This is a genomic window from Streptomyces sp. MMG1121 (genome assembly GCF_001280015.1).
Classification (GTDB): Bacteria; Actinomycetota; Actinomycetes; order Streptomycetales; family Streptomycetaceae; genus Streptomyces.
Genome location: NZ_LGDV01000238.1, coordinates 119,821 through 138,047 on the forward strand (window position 1 = coordinate 119,821; position 18,227 = coordinate 138,047).

Genomic DNA, 18,227 nt, shown 5'->3' on the forward strand with positions numbered 1-18,227 from the left:
TCTGGGCGGCCGTCGGTTGCGGTCCGGTTCACAGGGTCCTGCGCAGTGGGACGGTGTCGGGAACGGCCATGAGAATCGAGTGGGAATCGAGGGGCGGCCGGCTTCCGGGATGGCCAGCAGGGCGGCGATGGTGACGGGTGGTCGCAGTGCGGGCAGTTGCGGGTCGCGGCAGGCGACAGGTCGGCTGGGGCCGAGGGCCCTGGAGCCTGCCTGGCGGCGGGGCGGGAGTTTCGTGGCGGCGGGGGGTGTCACCCCTGCGGAGGGCTCGTTCCTGGTCGTGTTGCTCTTCACACGGGATTTCGGCGTCCATGCGGCAGTGGGGTGAGCAGTAGACCTGCCGGACGCTGGGGTGCGAGGTGAACTCGACGTGACAGATCGGCCAGGCCTTGACCGTCGGGGGTGAGTTCCGGGAGCTGGTTGCTCAGGGGGCAGACGGGTGTGCAGTAGGTCTGCCGGGTGCAGCGGGTTGGTGAACAGGTCGTTCTTGCCTTCGGCGATGCCGCCTCAGGACTGGATCTGCACGCCGTGCTCGCTCATGAGGGACTGGTAGCGGGTGCGCTGGAAGAAGGGGTGGGTCTCGATCTGGTTGACCGCCGGGGTGATCTCGTTGTTGACGATCAGGTCGATCAGCCGGTCGGGGTAGAAGTCGGCGACACCGGTCGCTTTGGCCACGCCCTCGCGATTGAGTGCCTCCATGGCACGCCACTGGCCGTAGACGTCGCCGAAGGGCTGGTGCATCAGGTACGGGTCGAGGTAGTCCAGGCCCAGCTTGTTCAGGGACGTCTCGAAGGCGCGGCGGGTGTTGTCTTCGGCGGGGGCGCCCTGCACCCACTCGGACCGCACGCACGAGAGGGCAGCAAGCAGCCGCTGGACGCCCCATGGGATCCGGAGGAACCCACCGTCATCTCCACCGACCTGAACATCGTGCTGTTCGACTGTTCGACCTCTTCGTGGTCATCGCCCGCCACCGACGCCCCGGCGCCCTGCACAAGATGGCCGCCCGCAGCCACCACACACCGACGCCTTCACCACTGCCTACTGGGCCTGCCGCCCGCCCTGCGACGCCGGCCAGCAGGGCGCGCCCGAGTACTGGAGCGCCGTGCTGCCACAGCTGCCCCTGTCCGTCGGCGGCGACACGACTGAGGAACTACGCATCACCGACATCGACAGTTGGTCACGCCTCGACGACCGGACGGTCGCCTACGTCCAGTACCTGCGCGACGTCGCCCAGGTCGCCTTGCTGTCCGACCTCCCCTCAGACCACGCGGAGGCCTTCCTCCCCGCGCAGCCCTGGCCGCACAATCCGAACCACGTTGCCTTCTCCGGGAAGATCAAAGTGGCGAAGCCGACCCCAGCAGCCCTTCATCACTGCGTCGTCGCCATGCGGGCTTCCCCGACCGACTTCCTCTTCGTCGACGACCGTGAAGAGAACATACGCGCCGCGCAGGCCACCGCCATGAACGGACACGTCTTCAGCGACCGCGACGAGCTGACAGCCGTCATCGACACCTGGTTGCCGGCTCGACGCCCCACGGGGAAATGGCACCTGACATGAGACCGTCACTCCACAGCACGCGGGGATGGCGCGCGTGCCGCTGGTACGCATCGACGACAAGATCGACCACCTCCCGCAGCGCCAGGCCGAACAGGAACGGAGCCGTCGCGCGGAGCCCCGGCCGCCGGAATGGTTCGTCGAACTCGGCATCGGAGTCGGGCGGGAGGAGGCCCGGCGCCTGCTCGTCGGCCGTACCAGCGCCTGGTCCGCCCGTGCGGGACCGCACGAGACAGACCTTCCGCGACCAGATCCCCGGGCTGCTGGAGCGATACCAGCGACGCACGCTTCGGCCGGCTGGCCAACTCGTCTCCTTCTTCAAGGAGTTGGCGGGTCGGGTGGGCGCCCGCCTGTCCTGCTCTCTCGCCGTCGCGATCTCCCGCTCGACCGTGCTGCGGATGCTGACGAGGCTGCCACTGCCGCCATTGCGTGCACACGGGTAATCGACGTCGACGACTTCGCTCTGAAACGGCGCCACCGCTACGCCACCATCCGCAACGACGCCGAGACCGGCGGGCGGATCGACGCACCCCGGACCGCGACACGGACACACTGGAGCGATGACTGCGCGAACATCCCGGTGCCGAGATCGTCTGCCGCGACGGCTCAGGAGCCTAGGGCGAGGCGGTCCGCCGGGCCCTGCTCGGTGCGGTGCAGGTCAGCGACCGCTGGCGCATCCGGAAGAACCTGTGCGACAAGACCCTGACCGCCGTCCGCTCCCACAGTTCCTGCTGGGCCACCGCCAGCACGCCTCGTCCTGTGGGCACCTACGAGCAGACCACTCGCGAACACCGACAGCGCGCCCACGACCTCCTGGGTAAGGGCGTCCGGCCTGCTCGAATGCGCCCGCCGCCTCAGCCTGGCGCTCAACACCGGCAAGCGCCATGCGAGGAGCCGGAGCCCGAGGCTTGCGTCGAGCTCCGCGATCCCAGGCCCGCCCTGGTCGGGCCCGGGGCACGCGTTACGTGGTGTGCCAGCCGGGTTCGAGGCGGTCGAGGAGGGCGTGGAAGGCGGAATCGGCTCGGTCCCAGTCGCCGTCGGCCAGGGGTGCGATGATCAGGCCGAAGACTGCGTCCACCAGGAGCGTGGCCTCCGTGCGGGCTCGCTCCTCGGCGAGGCCGAGGTCACTGAACATGGAGGTCAGCAAGCGCGTCCATCCGGTGACCACGTCGTGCATGAGCGGCCCGTACCGGTCGGGGTGGAGCAGGCTGGCGGCCATCACTTCGAGGGAGAGCGGAAGCAAGGCACGCCGGTCAGAAGCGCTGAACAGCCGCCACAGTTCTTCCACGATGCGGCGAAGTCCCGCCGGGTCCTGGGGCCGGCCGAGGGTGTCGAGCAGGTCGGGGGTGCGCAGGAGCGGCCGGTTCTCGTCCAGGGCGAGCGCGTCGGCGATCAGGCGCTCCTTGGTACCGAAGTAGTACAGCAGCATGCGGTCACTGGTGCCCAGGGCCTGAGCCATAGGTCGGAGCGACAGGTCAGACAGACCATTGCGGATTACGTACTGGCGGACCTGGTCCAGCAGGTCACGTCGCTTGACCGGGTCGGGCGGGCGCGGCATAAGGCCTCCCAGCTGCAGTCACACAGGCCACAACAGACCCAATGTCTGATTCATCACTTTTCTATACGGTATTTACCGTAACATACGCTACGTGTATTGTTGGCGTAGTGAGTGTTACATGAATGCTGCGTCCGAGGCATGACGCCGGGCCCGCTCCGCCGGGGCCTTCGCAGCCCGGGGCGCCGGTGGTTCAGAAAGGAATGATTCCCATGGCCTCGTCAGTCATAGGTCCTGCCGAGGCTCCTCGCAGGGGGCGTTTTGCCTGGCTGCCCCGTCGCCGGGACGGGCAATCGGCGCGGAACACCACCGCAGACCGCACTGAGCGATCCTCGAAGGCTGCTCCCACATCGTGGTTCGCCCGGCAGTGGGCCCTGTGGTCGCGCACCCTGGAACCCCTGCGCCCGCTCGACGCACCCCGCGCCCGTCCGACCGACTTGGATGCCTCCTGGCCGCTGAAGCGGGACCTGACCTCCGTCCGTCAGGCCCGGCGACTGGTAACCGCGCAATTGGCCGACTGGGATCTGGCGGAGACGGCCGACACCGCCGAGCTCCTGGTCAGCGAACTGGTCACCAACGCCCTGCGTCACACCCGCGGTCCACTGCGGCTCAACCTGCAGGTGCGTCGCGGCCGCCTGCGCTGCGAGGTCGAGGACACCGACTCGGCCGCTCCTGTACGGCGCGTCGTCGACACCGATGCGGAAGGCGGACGCGGCATGGAACTGCTCGATCTGCTCGCCGAAGCCTGGGGCGGCACCCGCACGGCCACCGGCAAAACCGTGTGGTTCGAACTGCCGGCCAAGACTCCTCCGTCCGCTGCTATGGATGAGCCTCGCTGACCGATCCAGGTAGGGGCGCGTAGCCCCTCACAGGCACCGAGCCGCAGCACCGGCATGAAGACAGACCGCACCACCAGACGCGGACGCTCTGTGACGGGTGGCGCCTTCCCTGCCCGTTCTCGCAGGTCGACCGCGCGCATTCCGTCACGCGTGGCTCGGCCATCGAGTACCCAAAGGCACCGACACAGGTGCAGTCAGGTTGCGGGTGGATCAGCCGCCGTCCGGGGCCTAGCGTCAGAAGGCAAGGAGTCCTCCGTATCCGTGGACAAGGAGGGTGATCATGGACATCAAGGGTTCAGTAGCCCTTGTCACCGGGGCCAACCGTGGCATCGGGTCGGCCTTCGCCCAGGCACTGCTCGCTCACGGCGCCGCCAAGGTCTACGCCGGCGTCCGGGAGCCGGACACCTTCCGGGGCCCTGGCCTCGTTCCGCTGCGACTGGACGTCACCGACGAGGAGCAGGTCACTGCAGCAGCACGCGCCGCCGATGACGTGAGCATCGTCATCAACAACGCCGGGGTCACTGGTGGCCCCTCCCTTCTCGAGGGGGCATTCGACGGCGCCAGGCGCGAGATGGAGGTCAACTACTTCGGCACCTGGGCTGTCTCGCGTGCGTTCGCGCCCGTCCTGGCCGCCCATGGCGGCGGAGCGCTGGTCAATATGCTGTCCGTGGCGTCGTGGGTGGCCAACAGGCGGTTTCCGAGCTACGCGGCCTCCAAGTCCGCTCAGTGGTCACTGACGAATGCCTTCCGACTGGTGCTGCGGGAGCAGGGCACGCTGGTCGTCGGCGTGCATGCCGGCTATGTCGACACCGACTTGGCGGCGGATGTCGACTCCCCCAAGATCCTTGCTTCCGAGGTGGCCGACAAGACGATGACGGCGCTGCTCCATGACGAACCCGAAGTGCTCGTCGACGAGGCCACCCGCAACGTACGTGCCGCACTCTCGGGGGAACTGGAGGCGCTGTACGCCAATCGGTGACGGCCCGATCCCGCCGTCGTCAGCGGAACGGGTGGGCCCCTCGACAACCCGCGGTCTCGCCGCCCGAGCGCCTGCCAGGCCAGAAACGCGAGGTAGGCCGCGCCGACAGCAGGGAAACCGATGTACAGCCACGGGACGGCAACGAAGACCACCGCCGTCCTTACGCAGTACCGAGGCGAACACGTCCCGCCACGCATGACGGCAACGTCGCCCGAGCACGCTTGACTTCGTGTGCGTCCGCACAGGCCTCATGCCCCTGAAAGCGGCGAGCAGACGGACCTGACGAAGCACCAGTGGGGGTTGTCCGGTCGATCACGTAAGTCGCTAAGCTGCCACCTCTTCTCGAAGGAGGCGGTGATGGCACCCGAAACCGCCGTCGCGATGGTGCAGAAGATCACGAACAGGGACTACGCCGACGACGCCGAGGCCGGCGGCATATTGGAAGCGCTTGACGTGCCCTTGCCAGTCCCAGCGGATATGTGAGGGACTTGATCTTCTGGCCCAAGAGCCGGAATCCGACAGCGGCAGAGGTGGTCGATCAGGCTCTGGCCTACCGTCCCCCTGCGTTGTGAGATGACCTCAAGTCCAAAGCCAGATGATCAAGGCAACGGCGGTAGCGGTGCTTAGAACGCCGCGGGGTGGCGGCCAGATCCGAAGGCGCCCCCGGCCCGCGCCACACCATGCTTGGCGGAGCCGAAGGCGCCTCCCCGTACGGCCCGTGGGAGCTCTACCTCAGCCAACCTGCCCCGTCGGACGCACCGTGATGTGGTTGATGTCCACGCCCGCGGGCTGGTTGATGGCGAACACAATGGTGTCCGCGATCTGCTCGGCGGTCATCGTGGCGGCTGCCTCGGGGGTGCCGCCGCGGGCGTGCCAGAAGGGGGTCTCCACGATGCCGGGGGCGACAACGGTGACGCCGACTCCGTCCTGGCCGACCAGGAGACGGGTGTTCTCGGCGAGGGCGTGGGCGGCCCACTTGGTGACGGAGTAGAGGTTGCCGGGGGTGTGGCGAACGCCGGCGACCGAGCCGATGATCACGATTCGGCCCTTGGAGGTCCTCAAGTGGGGCAGGGTCTCCTGGATCAGCAGGGCGGGGCCCAGGACGTTGGTGAGGATCATGGCGCGCATGTCCTCGGGGGCGTGGGTCTCCAGGTTGCCGGGCAGGGAAAAGCCAGCGTTGGCTATGACGTTGTCCAGCTGGCCCCAGCTGTCCAGCAGGTGGCGGACGGCGGCGGCGACGTCATCCGCTTCGCCGGCGTCGCCGGTGATCGTCAGCAGCCGCCCGCCCGCCCCCGCGGTGGTGGCGAAGGCGGCCAGCTTGCCCGCGTCGCGTCCGGTGACGGCCACGCGGTGGCCCTGCTTGAGCAGGGCGCGGGCGGTGGCGGCGCCGATTCCGGTCGAGCCGCCGGTGATCAGCGTGACGGGTTCCATGGGACGGCCTCCTCGGCGACGGGGTCATCGGGGCAAAGCGCCTGCACTATACCCAGCGATCTTCGACGCTCGCTCCCGGCTTTCTCCGACGGGCCCGCTCCTGACTGTGATCAGGAGTTAGGCAGTGCCATGCCGATCAGTTAAGTCGTTGATGGGACTGCGGGACATAAGGGTGAGCTGACTGACGCCCAGTGGGAGCGACTTGAGCCGCTCCTGCCGGTGAGCAACCGACGCTGTGGCCGATGGCGGGACCATCGGCAGGTAGTCAACGGAGTGCTGTACCGGATCCGGACAGGCGTGCAGTGGCGCGATCTGCCGGAACGCTACGGGCCGTGGAAGACGATGCACGAGCGGCATCGTCGCTGGTCAGCGAACGGCACCTGGGAGTTGCTCCTCCAGCGGGTCCAGGCCGAGGCTGACGCGGCCGGCGACATCGCCTGGGATGTGTCCGTGGACTCAACCTCCGTGCGAGCCCACCAGCACGCGGCCGGCGCCCGGCTGGCGCCGCCACCGCGTCCCAAAGGGGGGCTTTGGCAAGGCGGTCGGGACCGCTCGGCTCCGGGCGGAACTGATCGACCTTCTGGCGGAGGTGGTGCAGGAGGTGAGGTGCTCGGCCGCTCACGCGGCGGCTTCACCACCAAACTCCACCTGAGCGCGGACGGTCGCTGCCGCCCGCTGTCGATGCTCGTCACTCCCGGGCAGCGGGCGGACTGCACCCACTTCGAGCCGGTCATGGAACGTATCCGGGTGCCGCGCCTGGCTGCCGGTCGGCCCCGCACCACACCGGACAGCGTCTGCGCGGACAAGGGCTACAGCAATTGCCGTACCCGTGCCTACCTGCGGAAACGAGGCATTCGCCATGTCATCCCGGAGAAGGCCGACCAGGCGGCCGGTCGCCGCAGGCGCGGCAGCGCCGGTGGCCGGCCGCCCGGCTTCGACAAGGAGCGGTACAAGAAGCGCAATACCGTCGAGCGGGCGATCAACCAGCTGAAGAACTTCCGCACGATGGCCACCAGGTACGACAAGCGCGCCTATGTCCACCTCGGCACTGTTACTGCTGCGGCCCTCATGATCTGACTCCGCTCCTGATCGCCAGGACACTGCCTAGCGGCGTGAGTGAGCAATCCCCTGGTCCGTGAGCGGACAGGACGACGTCGAACCGCTGCTGAAGCTGGGCGGGCGCTGCGCCGGGCGCACAGGAAGCTGTTGCTCCGATCGGCGACGGTCGAAGCCGGCCCTACGTCTTTGCTGTCGCCGGTGACACAGGAAGGAACGCCGTCTGCGAGCGCCGTCAGGGAGCGGGGCGCCTCAGTCGGCGGCCCACGAGGACGGCTCCTGCGCCCGCGATCAACGAGGCGGCGGCGATGCCGGTGAGTGCGGTCTCGGCCCGGGTGTCGTCGGTAGTCCCTCTGGCGGCGGCCAGCGCAGGCCGGACGGAATCAGCCGCCGTGGCAGCTTGGAGGACGAGGTCGGTGACCGCTTCGGGGTGGGCGATCATGGCCACATGGGAGGAGTCGATCTCCACCGTGTGTGAACCCGCGCGCTTCGCCTCGAAGCGCTCCTGGTCGGGGTTGATGGTCTTGTCCTGCTTCGCGACGAGGAACCACGACGGGATGTGCTTCCAGGCGGCCACCTTGGCCTTCTCGGAGAACGCGGTCGTTGCCGCGGGCCGTTGGGTCACCGCCAGGACTCTCGTGGTGCTCTCCGGCAGATCGGCGGCGAAGACTGGATGAAGTCTGTCGGGCTTGAGGTAGAGGTCGGTCCCGCGGACACCGCCGGCGGCCCGGCAGGGAACGGACTTCGTGGCGGTGTCGAGTTCGCTGGGGAACCTCGCGGCAAGGGACATGCCGCTCTCGCCCACGTCGGGCATCAGTGCTGACACGTACACCAGGGCCTTCACGCGGGGGTTGCCCGCGGCGGCCGAGCTGATCAGGGCTCCGCCGTAGGAATGACCCACCAGCACGAGCGGGCCCTTGATGCTGTCCAGCACGGAGGCGATGTAGGTGGAGTCGTTGTACAGCCCGCGTAGCGGGTTGGCGGGGGCGATGACGGTATAGCCACGGCGTTCGAGTCGTTCGACGACCCCGTTCCAGCTGGAGGCGTCTGCGAATGCCCCGTGCACCAGCACGATGGTGGGTTTGGTCGCGGTCGTGCCGCCGTCCGCGGCGGCAGGGGCCGCCATGGCCGTGCACAGGGCCATGGCGGCCCCTGCCGCGATGACGTGTGCGCGACGTATTCGGCTTCGCGAGCCGGGTACCGGAAATGTTGCCACGCCGTTCTCGCTTTCCGTGAGAGCTATGGCACCTGAGTGTTCACCCATGCGCACCGGCAAGCGTGGCAACGCACTCCACACGGGTGACACAAGTGGGCTATGAGAGTGAATGCCGTACTCGAACCCGTCTGGCTCGTATTTCCCTGGCTCCCAACCTGAAACGCGGGCACGGAGCGACACCCACGGGCGATCGGCCGTCTTCGACGTCCGAGATGAGCTCGGTGGTCAGATCGCAGCAAACCGCCCCCACGCCATGCCCGGCATCCGGACCGGTACGGCCAGGCGCTGCCGGACATCCTGTGTGAGGCAGTGGGAGCGCAGCTCCGAACCCTGCTCGTCGGTGCCGTCAAAGACGGCGTCGAGGCAAACCCCACGGAAGTCGGCCACCCAGTGCACCACGAAGTCTGGGCGCCCCGGGCCGCGTCCTGCGCCGCGTTCGTCTGACTGTCCGTCATCAATTCCTTCCTGGAACAACGCTGCTGCGGGCCGCCCTGGAGAGTGGCCGAGGCGACGCCGGACAACCTCCCCCACCGCATGCGCACCACACACCGCAGCACCCGAACCGTCCCAGTGAGCGATCACCTTCCCGCCACGGCCGCGCCCCGCCGGCACCCAGATCGCTTCCGGCCTCCCGGACCAGCTCTACCGCCTCGACACCGGAAGAGGGGTGGGGCTCGTGGCTTACGGAGCGTGACGCTTGCACATGCGGCGGTCGCATCCGGATGCGAGCCTGAACCCGATCCCCTCCCACCCAAGGAGTGACACCCCCATGGGCATCAAGGACGAAATGCAGAACAAGGCACAGCAGGCCCGGCAGAAGGCCGAACAGGCCAAGCAGCAGGCGCAGCAGAAGGGCCAGCAGACCCAGGACAAGGCCCGACAGCAGCAGGGGCGTCAGGAAGCCCTCGACGACATCCAGGACGACCTCGGGTAAGGGCCGGCGCAGAGGCCAGCAGGCCCAGGACAAGGTCCGACAGTCACCCACCAAAGCCGGCCCGTCCTGCAAGCCCTCCTTCACTCTTCAATGCGGTGAAGGAGGGCTTGCCCCGTGCCCGGCCGCCTGCCCGTGCGGAAGTGGTCGGGTGCGGTACCGGCCCGGCCGGCACGAAGGGCTCCACCGAGGCGATCTCGCGCAGGACGTGGAGCAGCTGGCGCTGGTCCCAGCTGAGGGACCGGTCCAGCAGCTCGCGTCGGCAGGCCCGTATCCACCGCTCCGTGATCGAGTTCATCCGCGGCATCCGGATACCACTGGTGATGACCTCCCGTACGGCGTCGAAGGCCTGTGTGAACTTGGAGTCCGGTCGCGCATCAAGAACTTGCCCTTGCCGCCCGCGTCTTGGAGATCCATGGCGAGGTTCCGCCCGAGCTGCACCATCCAGTCCACCGTGGGGTGAGCGGTGGCGCCCAGGATCCGGATCCTGCGGGTGACGTGCTCGATGGCGGCGAACACGTACGGGCGCGCCGTCATTCAGGCTTTCGCGGTGTCCCCACCCGGCCATGCTCACGCCGGGCCCGGCGCATGGCTCGCTGCATGCGCAGGATGTAAAGGGGCGTGGGTGGCATCCAGCCCAGTTGCAGAGCCTGACCGAGGTCGTCTCGATTGGCCCAGTGCTCGATCAGCTGTCCGTCGGCGATGCGGCACCAGTGCGTCTGAGTGACGGCAAACGTCCTCCCGGTCGCGGGGAACGCCCCGGAGGGGGCGGCGTTCTCGTCGTACGTGATGAACGTGCCCGTGTGCCGGCCCGACATGGTGGCGTGCATGACCACGAGGTCACCGTCGGTCACCGCCTCATCGATCGTCCACCCCAGGTCGGAGTAGGCGGCCCGCAGCCACAATGCACTGGCGTGGAAGACCCGCGGTCCCCGGCTGCGGGCCGCCGGTGGTTCCGCTCGGCTCTCGTGGTTCACAGCATCTGGGTGGATGAGCTTCTCGAAGTCAGCGAGGCTACCGTCGGCCATCATCCGCACGCAGCGGACCGCGATGTCGCGTGCGGTGAGCGGAAGATCGGTCATTCTCTCGTCCGTCCTGTTCCTGGGGCCAGCACGTCCCCCATGGTGCCGGGCCGACATTTCAGCCTGCTTACACCTCAAGTGCCCTCCGGCGGGCGGGTCACGACGGTGCGGACAGGGTACCGACCGCCCCAGTGAACAGCGTGACCATCTCCTCCCAGGTCATCGCGCCGCCGCTCGCCACGGGAGGGAGCGACGCGAGCAGCCGTTCCACCCGGTCCTCCAGGCTCGGTCCGGCGAAGCGCATGTAGCGGCGCGGATCGGTGCCGCCGTGTTCGGCGTGGTCCGTGACCGCCGCGCGCAGCCGCGCGGCCGTGTCACGGACACCGAGTACGGCGAGGGCGAAGGCACCCGCGTACAGGGCCCCCAACTCGTCGGACCCGTTGGGTTGCTGCTCGAACGCGGTCACAGCGCGCACCAGCAGCTCCAGTGCCCGGCGCGCCCCTGCCTCGGCTCCCTGCTCATCGGCCAGCAGATACCAAGCCAGTTGGAGGTCGCTGATGGCCGCCCCCGAGCTGAATCCACACCCGGCGGCGATCTCGCGCGCCCTGCTCAGGGTCTCCGTCACGGCAGCCGTGTCCCCGTCCTGGAAGTGGACGAGGGCGACGCCCCACAGCGCCGTTGCGCGCAGGGAGCCCGGAGGGTCCCGGCGGTCGCAGGCTGCCTCGAACGCCAGTGCCGCAGCGCGCATACGCTCGCCCGCCTCCATGTCGGCAAGGGCGTTGCAGCGGCGCAAGTGCGCCTCCAGCAGCAACTCGTCGTGCGCCGGATCCTCGTCGTCGAGCAGATCGAGCGCGGTGTCCGCGGCGCTCAGCGCGGCGTCGGTGTCACCGACATGGCTCGACGTCACGGACAGCCCGATCAACGCGGCCGCACGATCGGCAGGTGGTGCCTCGGGACACGCGTCGAGGGCCCGTCGCAGCAGGCGCCTCCCCTCGGGCACCGGTCCGGCCATCACCCACAGATAACGCAACACGCCGGTCGTACGAAGGGCTTGCACGGGAGCGTGTTCCAGGTCGTGGGCGATACCGGCCCGGATGTTGGCCAGTTCGCCCGCCAGCACGTGCACGGCCTCCCCTAACCGGGGCCCGGTCAACAGCGGGGCCTGGCCGGCGACGAAGCACCGTACCCACTCGGCATGCGCCTCGAGCGTGGCATCGCGGTCGGGATCGACATCGCGGCAGTACCGGCGGATGGTCTCCAGCAGGCGGTAGCGCACCTGTCCTGAAGACACATCGGCGGTGAGCACCGACCGGTCGACCAGCGCCGCCAGACCCGCGAAAACCGCACCGTCAGCGTCGGCCGGACCCACCGCTGCCGCCGCCTGCCAGGAGAATCCGCCGTCGAACGGCCACAACCGCAGCAGCAACATGCGCTCCTCATCGGAGAGTTGATCGACGCTCCAGGCGATGGCGGCCACCAGCGAGTCGTGCGGCGACAGCGAGCCGCGCGCCGGGGTGCCGAGGGCGTCGAGCCACTCCTGCACATACGCGGCGATGTCGGCCAGACCGAACGACCGTGCCCTGGCGGCGGCCAGTTCGATCGCCAGGGGCAGCCCGTCGAGCGCGGTGCAGATGGTGACGGCCGCGTCGGTGTCGTGTGCGGTGGGGGTCCATCCCGCGCGATGGGCGCGCACCCGGTCGAACAGCAACTCCACCGCCGTGCCGTCCTCGCCGTCGACCGGCAGCGCCGCCAGCGTGAGCACCCGCTCGCCGTCCAGGCCCAACGGCCATCGGCTGGTCGCCAGGATCCGCAGCCCGGGGCACCGCGCGAGCAACGGCAGTACGACATCGGCGAGCGGGTCGGTGAGGTGCTCGCAATTGTCCAGCACCAGCACCTCGTGCCGGTCGGCGAGCACACGGATGACCTCGGCGAGCGGATTGCCGCTGGTGTGCGCCACGCCTACGGCCGCGGCGATGGTGGGTGCGATCACCTGTGCACTGCGGATGTCCGCCAGTCGTACGAGCCGGGCGTCGGGGCGGTCGGCGACTTGTTCGACGGCGAGCCGGGTCTTGCCGACGCCCGCCGGTCCGGTGATCGTGACCAGGCGGGATTCGGTGAGTGCCGTGTCCAACAAGGACAGTTCCCGAACGCGGCCGATCAGCCGAGTGAGGGGCCGGGTCAGAGGCCGTGGATCCGCAGGAGGCAGCGGGTCCGGCTCGTCGGACGGCGGTCGATCCAGTCGTACCGCCGCCGAGTCGACCAGCAGACTCGGATCGTGCGCGAGCATGCGCCGCTCCAACGTCCTTAACGCCGGGCCTGGTTCGGCACCCAGCTCCTCGACGAGCAGCCCGCGCACGCGCCGTAATTCCGCCAGGGCGTGCCCTTGCCGGCCGCTGCGATACAGGCCGAGGGCGAGTAGTTCCCAGCGCCTTTCGCGGTACGGCGCCTCGATCACCGACTGGCTCAGGGCCGCGACCGCGCGGGCCGTGTCGCCACGGGCCAGCCGAGCTGCCTGCAGTTCCTCCATCGCGATCTCCCGCAGTTCCGTCATCCGCGCCCGCAGTCCGGAGACGTGCAGCAACTCACCCAACTCCGCCCACGGACGGCCCCGCCACAGGGCCAGCGCCGACTCCAGCGTCCGTACGGCGCCGGAGGGATCCGCGGCGGTCAGTTCTGCCATGCCGCGCTCCACCCACTGCTCGAACAGGCCGTGGTCGGTCGCCTCTGACGTCAGCGCGAGCCGATAGCCCTGCGGGGTCGACTCCAGGCGCCCCCGTTCCCCGGGGCCCAGTGCGCTGCGCAGCCGATGGACCGTGACCCGGATCGCGTTCGTGACTTCGGCCGTCAGCTCGGTGTCCCAGACCGCCTCGGCGAGCGCCGACAGCGATACGGGTGCCCCCGCGCCGGCCTCGAGCGCCGCCAGCAGCCTACGGGGAAGCGGCCCGCCGAGTTCCGTCGGCGCACCGTCGATTTCGACCTCGATCGGGCCGAGGACCCGGCAGAAGATCACCGGTTCACCGGCCTCGTGGGCAGCGGCGCCACCGGATACCTCCACGGAGCCATCGGACCCGGCCCCGCGAGGACCGTAGGCCGGTTGAAATCCGGAAAAACTGTAAGACGGTTGAAATGCCACCACGCCACAGTGAGGAACGTCCAGACCAGGACCACGAAGACGCACATCCCCTCAGCTCGGGCACGGATCGCGTGCCCTGTCCCACCGTCCAAAGGAGAACGCACTGATGAGCATGGCACACAGACTCGCGCTGACCGCAACGGCGTTGGCGCTCACCGCGGGCCTGACGGCGACGGCCGCACATGCCCAGGCCAGTACCGCCGCCGCGGCGGCGCAGCCCTCGATCACCTCGGTCTCCTTCAGCGGCACGCACGGCCCCGGGGTGGCCTCACCGACGATCACCGTCAACGGCTCCGGCTTCGGGGCCACACCGCCCGCGGGGACCAACAACAACGTCACGAGCTGCGGGACGTACACCAACAACGGCAACGCCTACGCCAACCAGGTCTACTTCATCGACGACAACAACTTCGAGGCCGGTTACAGCGACAGCAACGGCGCGAACTGCATCGGCGTCTCCGTCATCTCCTGGTCCTCGAACCAGGTCGTTCTCCGGTTCGGCAACGCCTACGGCTCCTTCGCCCACTGGTACCTCAGCAACGGCGACGGCTACGCCCTGTCCGTCGACAACGGAATCTTCGGCGGCACCGTCAGCGGACTGAGCTGACCCGCCGACACGGGGCCGTGGGCAGCCGCCTGCGGCCCCTGCTGCTCACCGTCCACGGGCCGCCACTCGGGTCTGTCAAACGTTCAGCGCGGTCTTTCAGCGCATGGTCCGGCGCGCCTGGCCTTGCCCGCGGGATCCAGCGACATGGTCACCCTGCAGACGCGCCTCGACGTGGCTTTTGGTCGAACTCTCCGCGATCTTCCCGACGACGTAGGTGCGTACCGGCTCGTGGCACCGGACCTGGGTGACGTGCACGATGCGCAGGATCGAGTTCACGTTGCGGTTGCCGCCCACGTCGAGGCGGTGACGTCGCGCCGGTCCGTCGCCTTCGCCGGAGGACGGGGCGACAGGGCCGATCCACACCGACGGGCGAACTGCGCCTCGGTGATGAACCGGCAGCCTCGCCGGGGGGCCGGTGCGGCTGTTGTGGCACAACCCGGGTGCGCGGGTTCGCTGTTGGGTGCCACAGCCCTTCGCCCGCAACACCGACGGCACCGCGCTGCCGGCCGACTGCCCCAGCCATCCTGAGGCCGACGGCGAACGCGCCCTGGCGGCGCATTCACTTGCCCCCGCCCCGCTGGGACATGGGCCCCAACGGCCATCCGGACCAGTCCCGGCAATCAGGCTGCGGATCCACCGCGGGCCGCCGGCCAGCGGGTCTAGGGGTCTACGGAGATCGTGGTCGGTCATCGCCCGGTCAACGCAGTGGCAGCACCAGACGGGACGCGTCGGCCTGCGGGGAGCTGAACGAGACATCGCCGCCGAGCGGGGTGCCGCCGCCGTACGCGGGGTCCTTGGTGTCGAGGACGAGGGCCAGCCGGTGGCCCGTCGGCAGGTCGTAGGCCGTGGCGAAGAGTGCGACGTCGAGCGGGAAAGCCTGCCCCGGAGCGCGGCCGGACCAGCTCTGTGGTGCGTGCGAGATGAGTTTGCCCACGCCGAGGGCGTTCACGTCGTAGAGGTAGGCGAAGACGGTGCCCTGCGAGGCGGAGGAAGTGACGGTGGTGTGCAGCCTGACCACACCGCGGATGGGTTGGACGGACGAGTAGGGCGCCGACTGCCAGACGGCGGCAGCGAACCGGGGCAGGAGAGGCACCTCGACGGTCGGCGGCAACGCAGCGGTCTGGTCGAGCAGACCGGACAGTTCGGTGGTCCCGGCGTCCGCCCCGGAATCGATGCCACCGGTGATCGAGGTGCGCCATCCGGTGTCGGCCGGACCATCGAGCGCACCAGTACCCAAGGCGTCCGCACGGCCGAGCGACAGTGACCGGGTCCGCGAGCTTACGGCCTGCCAACTGGGATAGTCCTCCTCACCGCCTCCATTGCGGACGTGCAGTTCCACCGGTGCGTCACGGCCGGCCGAAGTGTCGGCGCCGCCCTTCAGTTGCTGGTCGAACCACTCACGTGCGTTCGCCCATGTCTCGTTGTCCAAGCCGAGGAATCCGGTCAGTTCCTGGGTGGCGTGGTCTCCAGGGCGCATGATGAGACGCTTGGGGCCGGTCAGCTTCTGGTAGAAGTCCGTGATCTGGCTGGAGTTGAAGATGCTGTCGCTCCACGCGTTGGCCAGCAAGACCGCAGTCCCGTGGGCGTTGATGCGATCCACGTAGTTCCCGGGAGACCGCATCCTGGCCCAGTCGACGACTTCCGGCATGTCACGATCGGCGTAGAGGTCGGCCAGGGTCCGCGCGTACTCCGCGCCCGGACGTCCGGTCGGCACCTGCAGGGCGTTGAGCAGTGCCGCCGCCTGCAGGTGCCGGGTCTGACCGCTGTACAGGGAGTTGACCAGGTCACCCCAACCACTCAGCGCGGCCACCGCCTTGATCCGCGGATCGGAGGCGGCACCCAGCAGGGACATGCCCGCGCCCAGCGACAGACCGAGCATGCCGACACGCCGTGGGTCGGCCTCGGTGTGCGCGAGGGTCCAGTCGACGACGGAGGAGATGTCGGCAACATCAGTGGGCCCGCCGACGTCTACCCGGCCACCGGAGAGCCAGAATCCCCGCACCGTGTAGGTGACCACCACATAGCCGTCGGCAGCCAGCTTCCTGCCCTGCGCGACATACTCCAGGTCGTTCTGCCCCCAAGAGGCGGGCTGCACGATCACCGGATAGCGTCCGCGCGAGTCGGCGCCCGGTGTCCCGGCGGCGGGTGTCAGGACATCGGCTTTGAGGACGACACCGTCCTTCATGGGAATGTCCACCAGGCGGAAGGACGACCCAGCGGTGACGACGGCCGCCGACCGCGCCGGAGCGGTAGTGGCTGAGGCGGGAGCCGTGCCGATGCCCGCGCACAGGGCGACTGAGGTCATCGCCGCCGCGCCCGCCAGCCGGCCTCGGACCAGGTGCGCACGAATACGGCCGTAACCCGTCATCGGTGTCCCCATCAGGCTCAGATCGGACCGTGATGCCCCGACGGCATCCATCCGGTGTGGTGATCGGAGCCTAGAGAGACTCAAGTGACTCACGGGAGTGCATGATCAGCCAAATCTACCAGCCAGTAACTACCGCTGCGGAGATACCGGTTCGCAGGCTCAGCCTCTTCCGTGGGCCATGGCGCGTGTCCGGGACCGCGGGCCATTGAGCGCCTGAGGTTGATCCCGGGGGGACACCGCGTGGTGGCGTGTGATGGTCTCGGTGCAGATCGTGGCGGAAGGGTCGGGTCGTGGACACGCCGTCACACAAGGGCTGTCGGTTCCCGGACGAGGTGATCGATCACACTGTGCGGCTGCATCACCGTTTCCCTCCTTCCTGCCGGGATGTCGAGGAGCTCCTGTTCGAGCCCTGACGCGAGGCTGCGAAGCGCTTCTTCCGCAGGCTCCTCAAGGGCCTTGGGTACGTGCCCCGTGTGATCGAGACCGACAAACTCCGCTCCTACGGAGTGAGCCCCGCGAGGCCATGCCCTCCGTCGAGCACCGCAGCTCGAAGTACCTCAACAACCCGGACGTTCATGCCCGCGCTGTCGGCAGCGCGGCTTGTAGGAAGTGGCGGACGAGGGTTGGCTGAGAATCGGCCAGGAAGACGAGTCTGACCGGGCTGGGCGGCGCATTGGTCAGCTTGACGAAGCGCAGGGCGGGGTGTGGGGTACGACGTTTCACGACTGTGGGGACAACGCCGATTCCGCGGCCCGCGGCCACTGTCTCCAGCCACTCGTCGTAATTGGCCGTCTCCACGATGTGCTCCGGCCGTTGATCCTGGTGCCATGACCAAGGGCCGGTACTGCCACTGACGGTATTGACCACCAACGGCCAGTTCCTGACCTGCGTCCAGTCAAGACTGCGGTGGCGGCACAGGTCGCTGTGGTGGGAACACACGGCGATTCTGGGCTCGTCGTAGAGATGCATGGTGCGGGCCTGTCGCGGGACTTCGGCGTCACCGCGCACAACGACGATGTCGACAGCACGCCGACGCAGTGCCAGGAGCGGATCGTCGACGCGGGTAAGGGCGACCGAGGCTCCGGTGCCGCCCTCGAAGCGTCGTACCGCCTGCTGGGCCCAGGGGTCGGGCAGGAGCCAGCTGAAGCCGAGCCGGAGGGTGGCAGTGCGGCGTGCACCGGCGAGGGCCTGGTCCAGGGTGGCGAGGACCCGCTCGGCCTGGAGCAGGAACTCCTCCCCGGCGCCGGTCAGTTCCACGTGCCGCGAGGAACGGTCGAGAAGCCGTACGCTGACGATGCTTTCCAGCTGTGCCACGGTACGGCTCAAGGCAGGCTGTGTGACCAGCAGTTCCCCAGCGGCGCGAGTGAACGACCGCCGACGCGCGACGGCCACAAACGCCCGCAGATGACGGAGCTCGACGTCCACGCCGCCTAGAACCGTCCCGAACATCTATGCCTGAGAAGCATGGAGGCAGCTTAACCGGCATTTCACGGGGCTTCGAAAAATCTCTAGCCTGAGCGTCGAACCGTTCACGAAGG

General features: G+C 68.7%; 16 protein-coding genes and 3 pseudogenes. 9 read left to right on the forward strand and 10 right to left on the reverse strand.

Annotation, left to right across the window (positions count from 1 at the left end):
* Positions 1 to 507: 507 nt before the first annotated feature.
* A pseudogene (locus tag ADK64_RS36960) lies at positions 508 to 831 on the reverse strand (aldo/keto reductase); the annotation flags it as partial.
* A 268-nt stretch (positions 832 to 1,099) separates the two neighbouring features.
* Between ADK64_RS36960 and ADK64_RS36965 the strand changes: the two are divergent.
* Positions 1,100 to 1,555 (forward strand): HAD family hydrolase, encoded by a 456-nt coding sequence (locus ADK64_RS36965; protein WP_234384867.1) that lies wholly within the window; start codon positions 1,100 to 1,102, stop codon positions 1,553 to 1,555.
* Between the two features lie 209 nt (positions 1,556 to 1,764).
* Positions 1,765 to 2,456, forward strand: a pseudogene (locus ADK64_RS48030) (transposase); the annotation flags it as partial.
* A 57-nt stretch (positions 2,457 to 2,513) separates the two neighbouring features.
* Here ADK64_RS48030 and ADK64_RS36975 read toward each other — a convergent pair.
* A complete protein-coding gene (locus ADK64_RS36975; protein WP_234384868.1) occupies positions 2,514 to 3,011 on the reverse strand; it encodes a TetR/AcrR family transcriptional regulator in 498 nt (165 codons plus the stop codon).
* Between the two features lie 308 nt (positions 3,012 to 3,319).
* On the opposite strand from ADK64_RS36975, the gene ADK64_RS49325 reads away from it, so the two are divergent.
* The 3 genes from ADK64_RS49325 (at position 3,320) to ADK64_RS48810 (ending at position 5,408) form a co-directional block, all read left to right on the forward strand.
* Positions 3,320 to 3,946 carry an ATP-binding protein gene (locus ADK64_RS49325; protein WP_078993065.1) on the forward strand — a complete coding sequence of 209 codons (627 nt, stop codon included), beginning with the start codon at positions 3,320 to 3,322 and terminating at the stop codon, positions 3,944 to 3,946.
* 280 nt (positions 3,947 to 4,226) lie between these two features.
* A complete protein-coding gene (locus ADK64_RS36985; RefSeq protein ID WP_053666458.1) occupies positions 4,227 to 4,925 on the forward strand; it encodes an SDR family oxidoreductase in 699 nt (232 codons plus the stop codon).
* 357 nt (positions 4,926 to 5,282) lie between these two features.
* The gene (locus ADK64_RS48810) at positions 5,283 to 5,408 is read left to right on the forward strand and encodes a hypothetical protein (protein WP_324614485.1); all 126 of its coding nucleotides are present in this window, start codon (positions 5,283 to 5,285) and stop codon (positions 5,406 to 5,408) included.
* 249 nt (positions 5,409 to 5,657) lie between these two features.
* On the opposite strand, the gene ADK64_RS36995 is transcribed toward ADK64_RS48810, so the two are convergent.
* Positions 5,658 to 6,356: an SDR family oxidoreductase gene (locus tag ADK64_RS36995; protein ID WP_053666459.1), complete on the reverse strand. Its 699-nt coding sequence runs from the start codon at positions 6,354 to 6,356 to the stop codon at positions 5,658 to 5,660.
* Between the two features lie 177 nt (positions 6,357 to 6,533).
* On the opposite strand from ADK64_RS36995, the gene ADK64_RS44205 reads away from it, so the two are divergent.
* Positions 6,534 to 7,433, forward strand: coding sequence for an IS5 family transposase (locus tag ADK64_RS44205; protein ID WP_078993066.1), 900 nt, complete (start codon positions 6,534 to 6,536; stop codon positions 7,431 to 7,433).
* Between the two features lie 214 nt (positions 7,434 to 7,647).
* On the opposite strand, the gene ADK64_RS37005 is transcribed toward ADK64_RS44205, so the two are convergent.
* Positions 7,648 to 8,556, reverse strand: a complete 909-nt coding sequence (locus ADK64_RS37005) for an alpha/beta fold hydrolase (RefSeq protein WP_063790006.1) — start codon at positions 8,554 to 8,556, stop codon at positions 7,648 to 7,650.
* 841 nt (positions 8,557 to 9,397) lie between these two features.
* Between ADK64_RS37005 and ADK64_RS46830 the strand changes: the two genes are divergently transcribed.
* Positions 9,398 to 9,562 (forward strand): hypothetical protein, encoded by a 165-nt coding sequence (locus tag ADK64_RS46830; protein ID WP_199829808.1) that lies wholly within the window; start codon positions 9,398 to 9,400, stop codon positions 9,560 to 9,562.
* Positions 9,563 to 9,605: 43 nt separating this feature from the next.
* Here the strand turns inward: ADK64_RS46830 and ADK64_RS49330 are convergent, their stop codons facing one another.
* From ADK64_RS49330 to ADK64_RS37015, 3 genes are all read right to left on the reverse strand, one after another.
* Entirely contained in the window at positions 9,606 to 9,857 is a 252-nt protein-coding gene (locus ADK64_RS49330; protein WP_420713093.1) for a hypothetical protein, read from the reverse strand.
* A 235-nt stretch (positions 9,858 to 10,092) separates the two neighbouring features.
* Positions 10,093 to 10,641 (reverse strand): ester cyclase, encoded by a 549-nt coding sequence (locus tag ADK64_RS37010; RefSeq protein WP_053666462.1) that lies wholly within the window; start codon positions 10,639 to 10,641, stop codon positions 10,093 to 10,095.
* Positions 10,642 to 10,738: 97 nt separating this feature from the next.
* Entirely contained in the window at positions 10,739 to 13,636 is a 2,898-nt protein-coding gene (locus ADK64_RS37015; protein WP_159046430.1) for a BTAD domain-containing putative transcriptional regulator, read from the reverse strand.
* A gap of 184 nt (positions 13,637 to 13,820) precedes the next feature.
* Between ADK64_RS37015 and ADK64_RS37020 the strand changes: the two genes are divergently transcribed.
* Positions 13,821 to 14,321: a hypothetical protein gene (locus ADK64_RS37020; RefSeq protein ID WP_053666464.1), complete on the forward strand. Its 501-nt coding sequence runs from the start codon at positions 13,821 to 13,823 to the stop codon at positions 14,319 to 14,321.
* Between the two features lie 96 nt (positions 14,322 to 14,417).
* On the opposite strand, the gene ADK64_RS37025 is transcribed toward ADK64_RS37020, so the two are convergent.
* Together ADK64_RS37025 and ADK64_RS37030 are read right to left on the reverse strand one after the other, a co-directional pair.
* Positions 14,418 to 14,615, reverse strand: coding sequence for a hypothetical protein (locus ADK64_RS37025; protein WP_159046431.1), 198 nt, complete (start codon positions 14,613 to 14,615; stop codon positions 14,418 to 14,420).
* 403 nt (positions 14,616 to 15,018) lie between these two features.
* A complete protein-coding gene (locus ADK64_RS37030) occupies positions 15,019 to 16,626 on the reverse strand; it encodes a CocE/NonD family hydrolase (protein ID WP_078993084.1) in 1,608 nt (535 codons plus the stop codon).
* 482 nt (positions 16,627 to 17,108) lie between these two features.
* Between ADK64_RS37030 and ADK64_RS49335 the strand changes: the two are divergent.
* Positions 17,109 to 17,254, forward strand: a pseudogene (locus ADK64_RS49335) (IS6 family transposase); the annotation flags it as partial.
* An 8-nt stretch (positions 17,255 to 17,262) separates the two neighbouring features.
* Here the strand turns inward: ADK64_RS49335 and ADK64_RS37035 are convergent.
* Positions 17,263 to 18,114, reverse strand: a complete 852-nt coding sequence (locus tag ADK64_RS37035) for a LysR family transcriptional regulator (protein WP_053666544.1) — start codon at positions 18,112 to 18,114, stop codon at positions 17,263 to 17,265.
* Between the last annotated feature and the right edge of the window lie 113 nt (positions 18,115 to 18,227).